Source organism: Nonomuraea sp. NPDC050404 (assembly GCF_040655495.1).
GTDB lineage: Bacteria > Actinomycetota > Actinomycetes > Streptosporangiales > Streptosporangiaceae > Nonomuraea.
The window spans coordinates 143,401-160,396 of the sequence record NZ_JBFAKB010000009.1; the positions used below are offsets into that span (position 1 = coordinate 143,401).

The following is a 16,996-nucleotide window of genomic DNA, read 5'->3' on the forward strand; positions in this document are numbered from 1 at the left end:
CAACTATGTCACTGAAGGTAATCGTTTGACTGCTATGAATGACATGTGATCTCCCCCCTCATGTGGCGTGCCCTGTCCCTGGCCCTGACCGTTGTCCTGCTCGCTGCCATCACACCCGTGTCCGCCCAGGTCGCACCCGCCCCCTGCCTGGCCACCCTGTCGTGCGACAGGGCCGAACTGGCGGCCATGACCATGCCGGAACGACTCGCCCTGGTCCGCGACCTGCAACGCGGCCCCGCCCAGCGCTTCGAGCGCGGCTTCGCCCGCTGGAGGGCGATCGAGGGGATCATCGAAGGGTTCATCGCCGGGGGCATGGGCGCGCCCGGCACCTGGATCTCCTACGTCGACGCCGCCGGCCTGGAAGCTCTCGTCCGCGGTGTGGCCCTGGCCAGCAGGATCAGCACTGACGACTACGGCAATCCCGGCGCCCAGCTGTGGGCCGGGTATCTCACCGACCTCGCGGCCGGGCGGCTGACGGTCAAGGCGGTGCACAACGTCGCCTGGGGTACGGCCGAGCAGACCTCCATTGACTGGGGCACCGCTCCGGCCGGCAACCCGGTCCGGCCCACCCTTCCCGAGCTGGCCTTCTACGCCGTCAGCGCCGCCTACCGGCTGCTCCTGCGCCAGGAGACGACCCTGGCGCCCGCGCTGCGCCCCTCTCCCCGGGAGCCGCTGGCAGCCTGCTACGACTGGCTCACCGACACCAGCAACCCGCGGCCGTTCCGCGACGGAGCGCAGTTCCTGATCGCCCTCGCCACCACCCCCGGAGACCTGTCCGCGATCGCCGGCACCCTCGACCGGCTGGCGGCGGTCTACCCCGCCTGCACGAAGGGCCCCCGGTGAGAGCCCGTCAACCCGCGCCGCCGCTCCGCCGTCGAGCCGGGCCGCCGTCGAGCCGGGCCGCCGTCGAGCCGGGCCGCCGTCGAGCCGGGCCGCCGTCGAGCCTCGGCGGCCGCGCGGGCCATCTCCGGCGCACCCGCGGTCGGCCCGCCGGTCGTCGGAGTCCGGCCGAGGCGCAAGGATTCAGCCCCTGGCGCAGGTCAGGGTGCCGAAGCCGAGCTGGTCGTAGCCGCCGCTGTTGCCGCCATAGTCGCCGCCGCCCCCTTCCGGCCTGACCGCCGCGACGGCCCTGGCCGTGTACGGCATGGCCAGCCCCCGGCGACCGGCGTAGTGGCCGTGAACCAGCTCCCAGACGGGCCGGACCTGGCCGCGACCGGCGGAGGATACGGCGGTGTGGGTGCGCTGGGCGCAGTTGGTGCCGGTGCCCCAGGTGTAGGGGGTGAAGGGCACCTCCTCGCCCAGGTTGTACTTGGCGATGTACTCGCAGGCGCGGGCGAACCGGTTGCCGGCGTGGCCGTACAGGTCCACGCCCTGGTTCCAGGCCATCTCGCAGAAGGCGCCCATCTGCCCGACGCCCATCAGGGTGTGCCCCTGGTCGCGGCCGCTCTCCTGCCACTGCGCGAGCCCGCCGTCGTGCAGGAACGGGATCGCGTGCATGACGGACCCGTTGCCCGCGCCGTTCCTGAAGTAGTCGATCGCCCGGTTCACCAGGGCCTGGTCGTCGCAGAGCACGCCGATCGCCAGGACGGAGTTCATGGTGCACAGGTCCCAGTTGGCCCAGTAGTTGGTGATGCAGGCGCCGTTGTGACGGGTCAGGAAGTCGTCGTTGAGCGGGTAGAAGACCCCGCGCATCATGCGCTGGAAGCGGGCCAGGTCGAAGCCGGCGTAGCCGCGCATGAGCTCGGCCGCGTTGGCGAACTGGTATCCATAGATGCCCGCCGCCAGGAAGCGGTCGGCGTTGCCCGTCACCGTGGTCAGCGTGCCCGACCAGGCGTTGAGTATGTCGCGGGCGGTGTTCCCGTGCGCGGTGCTGCCGCTGATCCGGAAGCGCAGGGCGTTCTGGTAGGCGGCGTGGATGTCGTTGTAGAGGATGCCGTAGTTCTGGCCGGTCCCGCCCCGGATGATGGTGGCCTGCGGGTTGGCCCGCCAGGTGCTCTGCGCGTGCGCGTTGGCCAGGAGCCGGTCCCAGCCGGCCTTCCACGGCTGCGCGCCGGCGCTCACCCGGGCGGCGACGCGGTCGAGGTCGGCCTTGCTGTGCAGCAGGCCGGGATGAGTGATCGCGAGGGCTCCAGCGGGGGCGGCGTGCCCGGCGGCGGTAACCCCGGTGGCTTGGGCGGAAGTGGCGTGCCCGGCGGCGGTGACCCCGGTGGCCTGGGCGGAAGTGGTGTGCCCGGCCACGGCCGCGGTGACCCCGGTGGCCAGGGCCGCCTTGAACAGGTTGCGGCGATCGATGACTGACAAGATCTCTCCTTCCGGAGCGCTCGTCATAGAAAACGTTGTCTAAACGTAGATCGAGCGGCGGACTCGGACAACCCCCAACCGAGGTGCGGCATCGGCGGACAACGCTATCTACACTTGCGGTGTGGCACGACGAAGGAGCGACATGCCGGACGACCTCGACCGCCGCCAGAGCACGATCAAGGACGTGGCCGAGCTCGCCGGGGTCTCCCTGTCCACCGTCTCGCGGGTGGTGGCCGGCAACTATCCGGTGGCGCGGAGCACCAGGTCACGGGTCCAGCGGGCGATCGAGGAGCTCAACTACGTCGCCAACACCCACGCCCGCGCGCTGGGCGGCGGCGCCACCCGCACCGTCGGCTTCATCGTCAACGACGTGCGCGGTCCCGCCTTCGCCGAGGCCGTGCACGGCGTCGAGCAGGAGGCCGCGCGGCGCGGGCACATCTGCCTGGTGGCCACCACCGACGGAGATCCGGCCCGCGAGCTGGCCGCGATCCAGCTCATGCGCGAGCAGCGGGCCGCCGCGGTGTTCCTGATCGGCGGGGCCTACGACAACGCGGCCTACCGCACGCGGATGGCCGACATCGCCCGCTCGCTCGACTCCGCGGGTTCGCGCCTGGTCCTGTGCGGACGGCCGCCCCTGGGCGACGGGATCCCCGCGACCGTCGTCGAGTACGACAACGAGGGCGGCGCCTACGCGCTGACCAGCTTCCTCGTCGGCCGCGGCCACCGCAGGATCCTCTACGTCGGCGGCCATCCCGACTTCACCACGACCGCGGGCCGGCTGGCCGGGTTCCGCCGGGCGCTGGCGGATCTCGGGCATCCCGTGGACGAGGGTCTGTTCGAGCTGGGCCTGGAGTTCACCCGCGCGTCGGGCTACGAGCGGGTGAGCGCCCGGTTGCGGGGCGAGCGGGACTTCACCGCGGTCTTCGCCGAGACCGACGTGGTCGCCGGCGGCGCGATGGCGGCGGTCTTCGACGCCGGGCTCAGCGTGCCGGACGACGTCTCCATCGTCGGCTACGACGACATCCCGCTGGCCACGGACCTGCGTCCCGGCCTGACGACCGTGCGCGTGCCGTACGAGGAGCTCGGCCGCACCGCCGTACGGGCCGCGCTCGACCGGCCCGCGGGCAGGGCGGAGCAACATCAGACGCTGGGCACGCACGTGATCATCCGCCAGTCGGCCGAACGGCCGGCTCAGCGGTAGACAGCGTTCTCTCCGAGGCTTCCTCCGCACAACACCGCCACAACCAGGCCAGACGAAATTAATCTGCCCGAAACCTTGCCCTCCAGGTAGCAGGGTTCTACCTTCTGCATAGACAACGCTTTCTATCGCCGCCCCCTATCCGTGAAGGAGCGGTGCCTTGAACCGCACCCACGTGAGTGCCCTTTCCGCATGCCTTGCGATGGCCACCGTGCTGACCGGCTGCGGCTCCCCGGAGCCCGCCGCCCAGAGCTCGGGACCGGTCACCATCACCTGGTGGTCGTGGGACGAGAACAAGTTCCTCGACCCGGTCGTGGCCAAGTTCAACGCCACCCACGACCGCGTCAAGCTCAAGGTGGTCAAGCAGGCCGACAACCCCGGCACCGCGGCCAACCTGCGCAACGTGGTCGCCGCCGGGCAGGACGTGCCCTGCCTGGTGAAAGCCTTCGGCGAGGTGCCGGGGCTGGCCGGTGAGGGGCTGCTGACCGACATCACCGAGACCTTCCGGCCGTACACCGCCAAGGGCCTGTACAACGAGGCGTCCTACGCCGGCGCGAAGGCCGGGGACCGGTTCTTCGGCGTGCCGAACGGCTTCACGCCGTCGTTCATGATGATCAACCGGGCCGTGTACGACAAGCACGGCATCGCGGTGCCCAAGACCTGGGACGACGTGATCGCCGCGGGCAAGGAGTTCAAGAAGCACGGCGTCTACGTGATGAACCTCGCGGGCGAGGACCCCTCGACGCTGGTCAACCTGGTCCAGCAGGCCGGCGGGTCCTGGTACGCGATCGAGGGCGAGAGCTGGAAGGTGAACTTCCTGTCGCCGGAGTCGCTCAAGGCGGCCGACGTCGTACAGCGGCTGGTTGACGGCGACCTGGTGGCCAACCAGACCTATCAGGACCGGCCCGCGCTGATCAGCTACTTCGACTCGGGCAGGATGGTTTCCCTGCCGACCTCGACCTGGCAACTCGGCAACTACGAGCTCAACTACAAGAAGTCGCTGGGCGACTGGCAGCCGATCGACCTGCCCCAGTTCGCCGGCGCCGAGTTCGTCACCCCGGCCCACGGCGGCGCGCTGCTGGTGCCCAAGGGCTGCGCGAACGTGAAGGAGGCCGTCGAGGCGGGCGTCTGGATGACGACCAGCAAGGATGCCATCGACGCCTCCTACCAGCAGGACACCAAGCAGTACGCCTGGCCGGGCGCGGTGCCCGACCCCGCCGCCTGGGTCGACTCGGCGGTGCCGGAGAAGTTGTTCGGCGAGCGCCGGGGCGAGGCCAGGGAAGTGATACTCAAGGCCACGAAGGCGGGCAAGGACCCCTGGGTGGTCGGCCCCAACTACACGGGCGTCTTCTCCGAGCTCCAGGACCAGTGGGCCAAGATCGTCACCAAGAAGATCACCGTCCGCCAGGCCCTCGAACACCTGCAGAAGTTCACCGTCGATGACCTGAAGTCCAAGAACATCAACGTGCGGGGCTGAGCGTCATGGCAGTCACCGCGAGCCCCGGGGCGTGGCGGCGCACCGCCGCGTTGCGGGGCGTCTCCTTCACCCTCCCGTTCTTCCTCGGGTTCGTGCTGTTCAGCGTGGTGCCGATCGTGCTGGCGCTGCGGGAGAGCGTGTTCACCCAGAAAGGCTCCGGTCTCGGCTTCGGCCCCAAGACGGTCGAGTACGCCGGGCTGGACAACTTCCTGCGCGGCCTGGCCGACGTCAAGTTCTGGGCCGGCATGGGCCGGGTCGGCCTGTTCGCGGCCATCAGCCTCCCGCTCATCCAGGTCGTGAGCATCGTCATGGCGCTGCTCCTGGACGCCGCCTCACGGCGGATGGCCGCCCGGTTCCGCACACCGCTGCTGATCCCGTACATGATTCCCGGGATCGTGGCCACGCTGATCTGGATCTACCTCTACAGCCCCGACGTCGGCCCGCTCACCCCGTTCTTCGCCCTGTTCGGCATCGACGCGGACTTCTACAGTGGCGAGCTGATCTGGGTGTCGATCGGCAACCTGATGGCGTGGGGCGCGATCGGCTTCAACATGCTCATCGTCTACGCCGACCTGCAGTCGGTGCCGCGCGAGATCTTCGAGAGCGCCCGCGTGGACGGCGCTTCCGAGCCGCGCATCGCCTGGTCGATCAAGGTGCCGATGATCCGCCGCTCACTGGTGCTGACCACCGTGCTCGGCATCATCGGCACCCTGCAGATCTTCAGCGACCCCATGCTCTTCCGCTCGATGGCGCCCGAGACCATCACCAGGGACTTCACCCCGATCATGGCCATCTACGACTGGGCCTTCGCGCAGGGCGACTTCAACTACGCCGCCGCCCTGTCCGTCATCCTGGCCCTCGTGGTCGGCGTGGCCTCGGCCGTCTTCTACCGCCTCACGAACAAGGCACCGACCTCATGACCACGATCACCGCCAAGCGCCCCGCCGGGCAGAGCACCGCCGCGCCGGCCGGCCGGCGGCACAGGTCCCGGACCAAGGTCGCCGTCATCATGGGCCTGGTCGCCTTCACCGTCTACTCCGTGGCCCCCGTCTGGTGGCTGGTCGTGGCGGCCACCAAGAGCCAGTCCGACCTGTACACTACGGGCGGGTTGTGGTTCGCCGAATTCCGGTTGTGGGAGAACGTGCGGGGCCTGTTCACCTACCAGGACGGCATCTTCCTGACCTGGATGGGCAACACGCTCCTGTACGGCCTGGCCGGCACCACCGGCATGACACTGATCTGCGTGGCCTGCGGCTACGGCCTGGCGATGTACCGCTTCCGCGGGCGCGGCGTCATGATGGGCGCCATCATCGGCTCCTTCCTGGTGCCGGGCGCGCTGCTGACGATCCCGTCCTTCCTGCTCTACACCGACCTCGGCCTGATCGACACGCCGTGGGCGATCATCCTGCCCAGCTTCTTCAGCGCCTTCTCCGTCTACCTGGCCAAGGTCTACGCCGAAGGCGCCATCCCGCCCGAACTCCTCGAAGCCGCCCGCATCGACGGGGCGGGGGAGTACCGCATCTTCTTCACCGTGGGCGCCAGGCTCATGTCCACCGGCGCCGCGACGATCTTCCTGCTCGGCTTCGTCGGCTCATGGAACTCCTTCTTCGGCCCGCTGGTCTACCTGCGCGACCAGCACAAGTGGCCGGTCATGCTGGGCCTGTACTCGTGGCTGAAGGTCAAGGTGGACAACTCCACCGACCTCACCGGCCTGGTCGTCGTCGGCTCGATCATCTCCCTCATTCCCATGGTCGCCCTGATGATCTCGATGCAGCGCTACTGGCGTTCGGGGATCACGCTCGGCAGCCTCAAATAGAAAGATCTCCCGTGACTCATCGTCGCCCGAAGGCCCTGCTCGCCATGCGCCGGGCGTACGTCCCGCAACTCTTCCCCGACGTCGTCCGCGCCCGGATCGAGCGGCACGCCGACATCGACGTGGCCCTGGCCGTCGAGCGCCTGGACGACCCGCGCGTCGCCGCGCTGCTGCCGGAGCTGGAGGTGCTGATCACCGGGTGGGGCTGCCCGCCGCTGGACGACGCCTTCCTGCGCTCCGCGCCCAGGCTGGGCGCGGTCCTGCACGCGGCGGGCAGCGTCAAGGCGCACGTGACCAAGGCGGTCTGGGACAGGGGCATCGCGGTGGCCTCGGCCGCCGAGGCCAACGCGGTCCCGGTGGCCGAATACACGCTCGGCGCGATCCTGCTGGCGGGAAAGGGGGCTTTCCGGCTGCGTGAGCGCTATCGCGGCGACCGCACGTTCACGGTGGCCGAGGTGGTGCCGGACGTCGGCAACCACGGCCGCCGCGTCGGCGTCGTCGGGGCCTCCCGCATCGGCCGGCAGGTGATCTCGCACCTGTCGCGGCACGACTTCGAGGTCCGCCTGTACGACCCGTACGCCACCACCGCGCCCGTGCCCCGCCTGGGCCTCGAAGAGCTGCTGGCCACCAGCGACATCGTCAGCCTGCATGCCCCCGCCACCCCGGAGACCCACCACCTGCTCGACCGCGACCGCCTGGCCCTGCTGCCCGACGGCGCCGTCCTGATCAATACCGCGCAGGGCTCCCTGATCGACACCCGGGCGCTCGTGGACGAGCTCAAGAGCGGCCGCATCTCGGCCGTCCTCGACGTCACCAGCCCGGAACCGCTGCCCGGCCACTCGGTGCTGTTCGAGTTGCCCAACGTCTTCCTCACGCCGCACATCGCCGGCTCCCAGGGCAACGAGCTGGCCAGGATGGGCGCCGCGGTCGCCGACGAGCTCGAACGCCTGGCGGCCGGGCTTCCGCTGCTGCACCCCATCCAGTACCGGGACCTCGACAACGCGGCCTGACCTGCCTATTGGAGTGAGACCCAGTGATGTCTTGGCGACGAATCCGGGCTGCGAGCGTCGCGGCCCTGCTCATGCCGTTCCTTCTGATGCCCGAAGCCGCCGCCGCGTCCGGCGGCACGGTCGACACGATCGCCTTCGGCGACCCGGCCTCCGAGCGGGCGCACGACCTGGCCGGCGCGTTCACCTCGGTGGTGGACGGCGCGTTACGGGAGAGGGCGAGGGTGGCCAATCCGACCGTGCCACCCGAGGTGAAGGGCGGTGAGCTGCGCTTCGACATGAAGGTCGATCCGGTGGCGCAGAACTATCTCACGGTCAAGTTCTGGGGCGGCGACGTCTCGGCGTACCGGACGATCGCCTACATCAACGGCGAGCAGATCGGCTATCGCGGCGGCGGTGACTACGAGGCCATCAACAGCGGCTACCGCAACAGCCTGCCGGGCCGGTTCTACTACAAGACCATCCTGTTGCCGCTGGGGCACACGCAGGGGCAGCGGGTCGTGGAGATCACGCTGCGGACCTACGAGCCGAGCTTCGCCAAGCCGGTGACGGAGAACTCCCGGGGCTACTACCGGGCCTACACCCACACCGGCGCCTACCTGGACGTTTCGGGCGAGCCGCAGGGCGGCCTCGCCCCCGACACCACACCCGCGCCGGGCCCGAGCGAGGCGGACAAGCAGGCGATGATCGACGGCTACACGGCCGGCCAGGTCGCCCTGTTCAACACCTACTCCTCGCGGGTGGACGCGGGCCCGTCCGCGAAGTTGTCGATCGTGCGCTACCAGGACGAGCTGCGCTTCTACGCGCACGCGCTGCTGGCGGACTGGTCGCCGGCGGACGGCCCCGAGCCGAAGCGGGCGGCGCTGAACCGGATCTTCAAGGTCATCGACAACCACGTCAAGGACTACTACGCCAACACCCGGCTGCTGCTGCGCGGCGGCCACCAGGGCGACTGGGGCGGCTACTACGGCGCGCTCGGTGAGGCGCTGTACATCGTGGAGAACCTGATCAAGGACGAGGGCATCCTCGGCGAGCGGGCGTTCGAGGCGTTCCTGCGTGAGCCGTTCACGACCGGCACGCAGGACGGGGAGACGTCGCTGAAGGACGTGGACTGGGACGGCGGCCCGCTGGACCGGGGCGAGGCGTGGGAGCGGGTGCTGAAGGCCAACTTCGACTTCGCGCGCTCGCGCCAGTCCTACATCACCAACCAGGTGCTCTACACCTACGAGGGCGCGTGGGAGGCGCACGAGGGGCTGCGGCTCGTCGGGTCGCGCTTCTACGAGGGCAAGGCGCGCAGCCACCGCATCCTGCTGGAGGCCCTGGGAGCCGAGCCGTGGCTCGGCGAGGAGGTGCTGACCGGCCCGGACGGCGGCGAACTGGACGTCTACCACTCGCTCTTCTACCACGACGCGAACGCCCGCTTCACCGACGACTACGTGCGGGTCATCGGCAAGGGCCTGGCGAGGTCCAAGCTGGACGCGGACGGGAACGTGGTGCGCCGCCTGCCCTACGGCCGCCACTACACCGGCATCACCAAGGCGGGCCTGTCCAGGGAGAACACCTACGTCGGCAACTACGGCGACACCCTCAACTACGCGCCCGAGTACGTCTACAAGACCCTCGGCCATGAGGGCGACGAGGCGCTGCACGAGGAGATACTGAAGTTGTCGCTGCGCATGATCCACGCTCGCGGGTTCACCAGGTACACGAGCGTGGACGCGAACGGCAACCGGGTCATGCGGCTGGAGCAGGTCGTGGACGAGCGCAACGGCGACTACCCCGGCCAGGAGGCGTACGCGACCCGGGTCAGCTTCGGCGTGCAACTGTTGTGGGCCTCGCTGGAGAAATACATGGCCGACAACGCCGAGCGCTTCTCGGGCGCGCAGTGGGCTCCGTACTGGGGCTACGCGGCCGAGGCGGTTGGTTTCGCGCAGCAGCAACTCGCCGACAACCAGTACTTCAACAACTGGAGCGCGGTCGCCGGCAAGAACAAGTACGACCTCTGGCTCGCCGGCACCTACGCCTACGTCACCCGGGACCGGGCCGGTTATCCGCGCTTCGGGCGGGTCGCGGCGGGCAAGGTGCTCGCGCAGACCGACTTCGCCTACTACACGCCCGACCAGCTCAGGGCCCTGGCGGTCGATCCGGCCGACTACGAGCGGTTCGCCTGGGTGGACATCGACAACATGTTCGTCTCGATGCGCGACGGCGACACCCGCATTTTCGGCTCGCTCTTCCAACGGCAGCGCGGCGTCGCCGGCAACGGGCGGCTGCACGTGCTCAACGGCGACCACGACCACATCGTGCAGATCGCGACCGCCAACCGGTTCGGCTACCAGGACCACTACCTGCGGATCGACAACATCGACGCCGACTTCATGGAGGACCGGGCACGCGGCGACGCCACCCTGCCCCAGGCGCTGGCCGGCGAGATCGCCCCGATCGCCCACCAGCCGGGCATCGGCACCGTGGTCAGGGACGGCTTCGAGGCCGACACCCCGTACTCGGGCTACTCCGACTTCCTGACCGCCCGCTACGGGAGGTACCTGTTCGCCGTCAACACGACCCGGCAGGAGCACGGCAACGAGCGGACCTTCGACCTGGACGTGCCGGGCCGGGCCACCGACCTGGTCTCCGGGCGGCAGGTCGGTCCCGGCAGGGTGCGGGTGACGCCCGAGACCGCCATGGTGCTGAAGCTGGACGGCACGGCGGAGCGGCTCGGCGCGGGCCACGTCGATTACGCGCAGGCGCTGCCCGGCGACGACCACGCCGTGGTGACCTGGAAGGCCGCCGCCGGCGCCGAGTCCTACACGATCCGGCGGGACGGCAGGGTGATCGCCTCCGGCGTGCGCGGCACCTCCTACGCCGACAGGAAGGCCGGTAAGGGCGGCCACTCCTATACGGTGACCGCCGTCAACCGGCACGGCTCCGGCGCGCAGTCGCAGGCCGCCCGCCTGCCCTCGGGCGACGGCAGGATCGGCGCGGTCACCCGGGGCCGGATCAGCGGCGACGAACGCCGGGTCACCATCGCGGGAGGCGACGGCAGAGGACTGGGCGACGGCAACGATCACGTCCTGTACGAGCGCGACACCCTCAAGGACTCGATGCTCTTGAAGCACCGGGTGCTCATCGGCAGCGGCGCGATCAGCGCGAAGATCGACTCGCATGCGGGGCCGATGAGCGGGCTGATGTTGCGCTCCGACCTGTCGGAGAGCACCCGCTACATCTACTTCGGCGCGGACGCCGACGGAAAGCTGGTGCTGCGCAACCGTACCCGCGACTCCTTCCACGACTGGGACGACCAGAGGCGCAGCCCGCTCGACGCGGGCATCACCGGCTACACGGCCGCCGAATATCCCTATCTGAAGCTGGTACGCGACTTCGACTCGCACATCGTGCGGGCGTGGGCCGGAAAGGACGGCAACCACTGGACGTTCGTCGGCGAGATGTTCACGCCGTTCGCCGAGGCGGTCCACGCGGGTGTGGCGGCGGCGACCGACGCCACGTTCGGCGACGTCAGGCTCGAACAACACCGCGAGGGAACCCTCTACGCCCGGGCCGAGCGGGCGGCGGACAAGGTGACGCTGCACTGGAGCAAGCCGGACACGGCCGTGCGGTTCAACGTCTACCGGACCGACGGCGGCGGCTGGAAGAAAGTGTTGTCCGACGCGCTGACCTTCAGCTACACCGATGCCGAGCCGGCCGGTAAGGACACGCGGTACCGCGTGACGACGATCGGCGCCGATGGGGTGGAGCGTCCGGGGCCCACTATCAAGTGACACTGCGTCATGGTCACGTCATGACGCAGTCCCACTGGGAGATGGGCGCGGTGGCGGCTGGAATGGATCGCATGGCCTTGACCTCTAAGGGACGGAAGACCATGAGTGAGCGCAGCCACACCACCGAGACCATCTCCCAGACGCCTGAGACCACCTCCCGGCCTGCCGACCCGTCCGCGACCCTGCTCGATCAGATGGGCGGTGTGTCCGGGCTGGTGTACAACGCGGTGCCGGTCGTGGCGTTCGTGGCGGCCAACGCCGTCTTCGGGCTGCCGGTCGCGATCGGGATCGCCGTAGCCGTCGCGCTCGTGATCATGGGACTGCGGCTCCTGCGCAAGGAGCCCTTCACCCAGACCATCGGCGGGCTGTTCGGCGTCCTGGTCGCCGGCGGCGTCGCGGCCTGGACCGGATCGGCGGGCGGATTCTTCCTGATCGGCATCTGGGCGAGCCTGGCCGGAGCCGTCGTCACGCTCGCCTCGGTCCTGGCCCGCCGCCCGCTGACCGGCGGCCTGTGGAACCTGCTGCACGGCGGCAAGCACGACTGGCGCGCCGACCGGCCCGCGCTGCGCGGCCACGACGTCGCCACCCTCGCCCTGACCGCGATGTTCGCCTCGCGGTTCGTCGTGCAGTACTGGCTCTACGGCACCGACGCGACCGGCTGGCTGGCCTTCGCCAAGATCGCGATGGGCACGCCGCTGCTCGCGCTGGCCCTGCTGGTGGTCGTCTGGGCCTTCCGCCGCTCCACCAAGCGGCTCGTGGCCTCGTGACCGCCACGCTGGTCCGGCCGCTGTGGCCCTCGCCGGGCCGGTGAAGGGCCATGGCGGGAACCGGCGGGGTTCACGGGGCGGCGGGCAGCCACTCCTGAAGTCTTTCGAGATGCCCGAGCTCCGACTCGACGCGCTGCCGGTCGGCGGCGGTGAGCTCCAGGCCGCGCAGCTCGGTGAGCCACGGCCGGCTGGGCTCTTCGAGGACCAGGGCCAGGTCGATGAGGTGACACAGGGCGATGGCCCGCTCGGCCACCGGGGCGGCGGCGCCGTGCCTGCGCAGCGCGGACTTGAGCGCGCGATAGGCCTGCAGGTCGTCGTTCTTGAACTCGCGCAGGATCCGGGCGTTGTCGAGCGCCTTGGCCAGGCCCGCCAGCTTCTTCGAGCCGCCGTACTCCAGCTCCTCCGGCTCGTCCCGCTGGACGAAGATGATCGAGTTGCCCGACGGATCCACCAGCGTGAACCGGGACGCGCCCGGCCGGTAACGGGTGATCCGGGGCAGGCCGGTGCTCAGCACCTTCCCGTAGGACCGGCGCATCGCCGCGACCAGTGCCGCGTGGTACGGCGCCACCGCGTCCACCATGATCATGCAGCCGCCGGACTCCTCCATGGCCGGGTCAAGGCCCTTCGGGGCGGGGCCGAAGTGCAGCTGGATCTCGCTCCACTGCAGCACCACGTACACATAGGGCCTGCTCTGCTTGTAGGTCGCGACGAACCCCAGCGACTCGTAGAACGCCAGGGTCTCCTCCATCGACGTGCACGGCATCAACGGCACCATCGTCTCGTTCGGCCGAACCATGGGCTCACTCACGGCATCCACCTCTCTGGTCGTGCGAAGAGGGTCGCACCCATCGGCGGAGCTCGCATATGGATCGTTCCACGGGGATAGGCACAACCCCATGGGACCGAATGAGCCGTCCGGCAGGAAACCGCAGCTCGCGGCGTCGTTCCAGGACCCGGATGTGGCCGCCGCCTACGTGCACCGGCCGCCCTACCCGGCCGAGGCGTTCGACGTGCTCGAATCCCTCACGAGCGGCGGCGGGCCGCGCCGGGTGCTGGACCTGGGAGCGGGGGAGGGGTCGCTGGCCCGCCCCCTGGCCGAACGGGTCGATCACGTGGACGCCGTGGAGATCTCGCCCGCGATGGCGGCGGTGGGCCGATCGCGCCCCGGCGGTGACCGGCCGAACCTGAGCTGGCACATCGAGGCGGCCGAGACCATGACCGTGACGGGCCCGTACGAGCTGGTCACGGCCGGTGCGAGCCTGCACTGGATGGACTGGGAGCCGACCCTGGCCCGGGTCGCAGGGCTCCTGGCGCCCGGCGCGGTCCTGGCCATCGTCGAGCAGAGCGACCGGGTGGAGTGGCGCGACGCGCTGATCGAGGTGATCGTCCGCTACTCCCGGGACCCGGACTACGATCCCGCGTTCTCGCTGCCGGACGAGCTGAGCCGGCTCGGGCTGCTGGAGGTCCGGGGGCGGCACGAGACCGCGCCCGTCGCCTTCCGCCAGGCGGTCGGGCATTACGTCGAGCGTTTCCACTCCACCGCTTCTCTTGCCCGCGCGCTGATGCCGCCGCGGGACGCCGCCGAGTTCCGGGCGGAGGTCGAACGGGTGGTCGCCGAGCATCAGGACGCCGGCGGTGAACTCGTCGTGCGCACCACCGCCACGATCGTCTGGGGGACGCCCGTCAGCCGCTGAGCAAGGGCCCGTCCGGGAAGCGGGGCCCGCGCGTGGACAGGCCCGGGATCTCGGGATGGTCGAGCGGCCGTGAGGTTCACCCGTCGTACGCGCGGCGAGCCGGTGATCGCGCGGCGGCACCGGCACGATCGGGTCGCTGCCCAGCGGGATGATCTCCAGGTCCGCACCCCAGTAATCGGTGGTGGTGACGTCGAAACTGTGCGATGGACGCGCACAGCGGTGCTCCTTAACGTCGGTCACATGGACTCAGAAACGCGTCATCTCATCCGCTACAGCGGCCATGCCCCGTTCTCGCCCGAGGTCATCGCCCGCGCCGCGGGCACGTCGGTGTTCACCGAGAGCGGCCGCGAGCTGCTGGACTTCACCTCCGGCCAGATGAGCGCGATACTCGGGCACTCCCACCCGGAGATCGTCGCGACCGTCCGCGAGCAGATCGGCCTGCTCGACCACCTGCACAGCGGCATGCTCAGCCGCCCGGTCACCGAGCTCGCCCGCCGGCTCGCCGGCACCCTGCCGGCACCGCTGGACAAGGCGCCGCTGGACAAGGCGCCGCTGGACAAGGCGCCGCTGGACAAGGTGCTGCTCCTGACCACGGGTGCGGAGGCGAACGAGGCCGCGGTGCGGATGGCGAAGCTCGTCACCGGCCGCCATGAGATCGTGTCGTTCGCCCGGTCCTGGCACGGCATGACCCTGGCCGCCGCGAACGCCACCTACAGCGCGGGACGCAAGGGCTACGGGCCCGCCGCGCCGGGCAACTTCGCGCTGCCGGTGCCCGACCGTTTCCATCCCGGCATCGTGGACGCCCAGGGCCGGCTCGACTGGCGCCGCCAGCTCGACCTGGGCTTCGAGCTGATCGACGCCCAGTCGGTCGGCAGCCTCGCCGCGTGCCTGGTCGAGCCCATCCTCAGCTCGGGCGGGGTCATCGAGCCGCCGCCGGGTTACCTGGCCGCCCTGGCGGAGAAGTGCCGGGAACGCGATATGTTGCTGATCATCGACGAGGCCCAGACCGGGCTGTGCCGCACCGGCGACTGGTACGCCTTCCAGCACGACGAGGTCGTCCCGGACATCCTCACGCTGTCCAAGACGCTCGGCGCGGGGCTGCCGCTGGCCGCCGTGCTGACCAGCGCGGAGATCGAGCAGCGGGCGCACGACCGGGGCTTCCTGTTCTTCACCACCCATGTCAACGACCCGCTGCCGGCCGCCGTCGGCAACACCGTGCTCGACGTCCTGGTCCGCGACCGGCTCGACGAGCGGGCGCGCGGGCTCGGCGCGATGTTGCGCGGCCGGCTCGACGAGCTCGCCGCCCGTCACGACATCGTCGGGGACGTACGCGGCCGGGGGCTGCTGCTGGGCATGGAACTGGTCGGTGACCAGGTGCTGGGCGCCGGTGGCGCGGACCGGCTCGGCGCGGCCGTCACCCGGCGCTGCTTCGAGCTGGGCCTGCACATGAACATCGTGCAGTTGCCCGGGATGGGGGGCACGTTCCGGATCGCGCCGCCGCTGACCGCGAGCGAGGACGAGCTGGCCCGCGGCGCCGACATTCTTGACGAAGCGCTCACCTACGCCGCCCGGTCCGCCTGAAGATTTCCGCAGGTCACGGGATGGCATCGATATCACGTAATCCGTGTCACAAGATTTTTCGTAAAAGCGGGCACGCCAACTTAGGGGCGTTACCGTCCCGTGACCTTTTCATGACCGTTCAGAAAGCTTTCCCGTGAGGGGTGGATGGTCCCGGTTTCGCCTGTTCAAACGGGGGCATCGCAGGGATGCCAGGCGGGATCTTGTCGCAACGGGCCCTTGAAACGGACAAGCACACAGCCCTACCCGGCTCACCCGCACCTTCAAACATCCCGGTCGCATGTGGGCTGAACTGGGCATACTTCTCCGTCCGCTAGGTTCGATGGCCAGGATGGCGGGACACCTCTCGCCGGTCCGAGGAACATCTTCGAGCGGAAGGGACGCGTCGCGCCTGCAAGATCCGCTCGAATTGGCATAGTAACGAGAACAGCACGAACGGGAGCAATGCGTGACCGCCCACCGCTGGACACGTCGGGATTTCTTCAGAAGCTCAGGACTGACTGCTGCAGCGCTCGTCGGTGGCCCCGCCCTCCTCACCGCCTGCAGCCGCGTTGACAACGGCGGCGCCACCGGCGCCACAACCGCCGCGGACTCGCTGGCCAGGGCCAAGCAGACAGGCACGATCAAGGTCGGTGTGGCCAACGAGCAGCCGTACGGGTTCCGCGACAAGAGTGGCGAGCTGACCGGCGAGGCCCCCGAGGTCGCCCGTGTGATCCTCAAGGCGCTCGGCGTGGACACCATGGAGATGCAGATCGTCGACTCCTTCGGCTCTCTGATCCCGGGTCTGCAGTCCAAGCAGTACGACTTCATCGCCGCGGGCATGTTCATCATCCCCGAGCGGTGCTCACAGATCTCCTTCTCCAACCCCGACTACGCCGCCGCCAGCGCGTTCCTGGTGCCCAAGGGAAACCCCAAGAAGATCGCGAGCTTCGAGGACGTCGTGAAGAGCGGCGCGAAGATCGGCGTGCTCGAAGGCGCGGTGGAGAAGGGCTACGCGGAGAGCAACGACGTCCCCGGCGGCCAGATCCAGGTCTTCCCCAACCAGAACGCCGCCTTCAAGGGCATCCTCGCCAAGCGGGTGGACGCCATCTCGCTGACCGCCGTCTCGCTGCGCTGGACGCTCCAGAGCCAGTACGCCAGCGAGTCGCTGGAGGTGACCGAGTCGTTCGTGCCGGTCGTGGACGGCAAGGAGCAACTCGGCGCCGGCGGGTTCGGCTTCCGCAAGGAGGACACCGCGCTGGTGGAGGCCTTCAACGCCGAGCTGAAGAAGCTGCAGGCGGCCAAGGGCGTGCTGCCGCTCATCGAGAAGTTCGGGTTCACCGCGACCGAGGTGGACAAGGCCGCCGAGCTGACCGTGCAGCAGCTCTGTCCGGCCTCCTGAC

13 protein-coding genes are annotated in these 16,996 nt (G+C 69.7%); 11 read left to right on the top strand and 2 right to left on the bottom strand.

Annotated elements, in window-relative coordinates; translation table 11 throughout:
• Positions 1-45 precede the first annotated feature (45 nt).
• Positions 46-843, top strand: coding sequence for a hypothetical protein (locus AB0I81_RS25755; protein WP_360661087.1), 798 nt, complete (start codon positions 46-48; stop codon positions 841-843).
• Between the two features lie 180 nt (positions 844-1,023).
• Here AB0I81_RS25755 and AB0I81_RS25760 read toward each other — a convergent pair whose 3' ends face one another.
• On the bottom strand, positions 1,024-2,301 hold the full coding sequence (locus tag AB0I81_RS25760) for an alginate lyase family protein (protein ID WP_360661090.1): 1,278 nt from the start codon (positions 2,299-2,301) through the stop codon (positions 1,024-1,026).
• A gap of 121 nt (positions 2,302-2,422) precedes the next feature.
• On the opposite strand from AB0I81_RS25760, the gene AB0I81_RS25765 reads away from it, so the two are divergent.
• The 7 genes from AB0I81_RS25765 (at position 2,423) to AB0I81_RS25795 (ending at position 12,342) form a co-directional block, all read left to right on the top strand.
• A complete protein-coding gene (locus AB0I81_RS25765) occupies positions 2,423-3,502 on the top strand; it encodes a LacI family DNA-binding transcriptional regulator (protein ID WP_360661093.1) in 1,080 nt (359 codons plus the stop codon).
• Between the two features lie 199 nt (positions 3,503-3,701).
• Complete coding sequence (locus tag AB0I81_RS25770) at positions 3,702-4,976, top strand: extracellular solute-binding protein (RefSeq protein WP_360661095.1); 1,275 nt, start codon at positions 3,702-3,704, stop codon at positions 4,974-4,976.
• A 5-nt stretch (positions 4,977-4,981) separates the two neighbouring features.
• A complete protein-coding gene (locus tag AB0I81_RS25775) occupies positions 4,982-5,896 on the top strand; it encodes a sugar ABC transporter permease (RefSeq protein ID WP_360661098.1) in 915 nt (304 codons plus the stop codon).
• Positions 5,893-6,792, top strand: coding sequence for a carbohydrate ABC transporter permease (locus AB0I81_RS25780; RefSeq protein WP_360661100.1), 900 nt, complete (start codon positions 5,893-5,895; stop codon positions 6,790-6,792). Before AB0I81_RS25775 ends, AB0I81_RS25780 begins: the two co-directional genes overlap by 4 nt.
• Before the next feature lie 11 nt (positions 6,793-6,803).
• The gene (locus AB0I81_RS25785) at positions 6,804-7,799 is read left to right on the top strand and encodes a hydroxyacid dehydrogenase (protein WP_360661102.1); all 996 of its coding nucleotides are present in this window, start codon (positions 6,804-6,806) and stop codon (positions 7,797-7,799) included.
• 71 nt (positions 7,800-7,870) lie between these two features.
• Complete coding sequence (locus AB0I81_RS25790) at positions 7,871-11,575, top strand: hypothetical protein (RefSeq protein ID WP_360661105.1); 3,705 nt, start codon at positions 7,871-7,873, stop codon at positions 11,573-11,575.
• 101 nt (positions 11,576-11,676) lie between these two features.
• Positions 11,677-12,342 (top strand): DUF3159 domain-containing protein, encoded by a 666-nt coding sequence (locus AB0I81_RS25795; RefSeq protein ID WP_360661107.1) that lies wholly within the window; start codon positions 11,677-11,679, stop codon positions 12,340-12,342.
• Between the two features lie 70 nt (positions 12,343-12,412).
• Here the strand turns inward: AB0I81_RS25795 and AB0I81_RS25800 are convergent, their stop codons facing one another.
• Positions 12,413-13,150 (bottom strand): glyoxalase, encoded by a 738-nt coding sequence (locus AB0I81_RS25800; protein WP_360661109.1) that lies wholly within the window; start codon positions 13,148-13,150, stop codon positions 12,413-12,415.
• Positions 13,151-13,238: 88 nt separating this feature from the next.
• On the opposite strand from AB0I81_RS25800, the gene AB0I81_RS25805 reads away from it, so the two are divergent.
• From AB0I81_RS25805 to ehuB, 3 genes are all read left to right on the top strand, one after another.
• On the top strand, positions 13,239-14,036 hold the full coding sequence (locus tag AB0I81_RS25805; protein WP_360661112.1) for a class I SAM-dependent methyltransferase: 798 nt from the start codon (positions 13,239-13,241) through the stop codon (positions 14,034-14,036).
• Positions 14,037-14,276: 240 nt separating this feature from the next.
• On the top strand, positions 14,277-15,617 hold the full coding sequence (locus AB0I81_RS25810) for an aspartate aminotransferase family protein (protein WP_360661115.1): 1,341 nt from the start codon (positions 14,277-14,279) through the stop codon (positions 15,615-15,617).
• 445 nt (positions 15,618-16,062) lie between these two features.
• Complete coding sequence (gene ehuB / locus AB0I81_RS25815) at positions 16,063-16,995, top strand: ectoine/hydroxyectoine ABC transporter substrate-binding protein EhuB (RefSeq protein WP_360661117.1); 933 nt, start codon at positions 16,063-16,065, stop codon at positions 16,993-16,995.
• The last annotated feature ends 1 nt before the right edge of the window (position 16,996 follow it).

Coding starts and splice junctions, on each gene's coding strand:
- AB0I81_RS25770 (WP_360661095.1), top strand. CDS start 3,702: ATGGCCACCGTGCTGACCGGCTGCGGCTCCCCGGAGCCCGCCGCCCAG.
- AB0I81_RS25775 (WP_360661098.1), top strand. CDS start 4,982: ATGGCAGTCACCGCGAGCCCCGGGGCGTGGCGGCGCACCGCCGCGTTG.
- AB0I81_RS25780 (WP_360661100.1), top strand. CDS start 5,893: ATGACCACGATCACCGCCAAGCGCCCCGCCGGGCAGAGCACCGCCGCG.
- AB0I81_RS25790 (WP_360661105.1), top strand. CDS start 7,871: ATGCCGTTCCTTCTGATGCCCGAAGCCGCCGCCGCGTCCGGCGGCACG.
- AB0I81_RS25795 (WP_360661107.1), top strand. CDS start 11,677: ATGAGTGAGCGCAGCCACACCACCGAGACCATCTCCCAGACGCCTGAG.
- AB0I81_RS25805 (WP_360661112.1), top strand. CDS start 13,239: ATGGGACCGAATGAGCCGTCCGGCAGGAAACCGCAGCTCGCGGCGTCG.
- AB0I81_RS25810 (WP_360661115.1), top strand. CDS start 14,277: ATGGACTCAGAAACGCGTCATCTCATCCGCTACAGCGGCCATGCCCCG.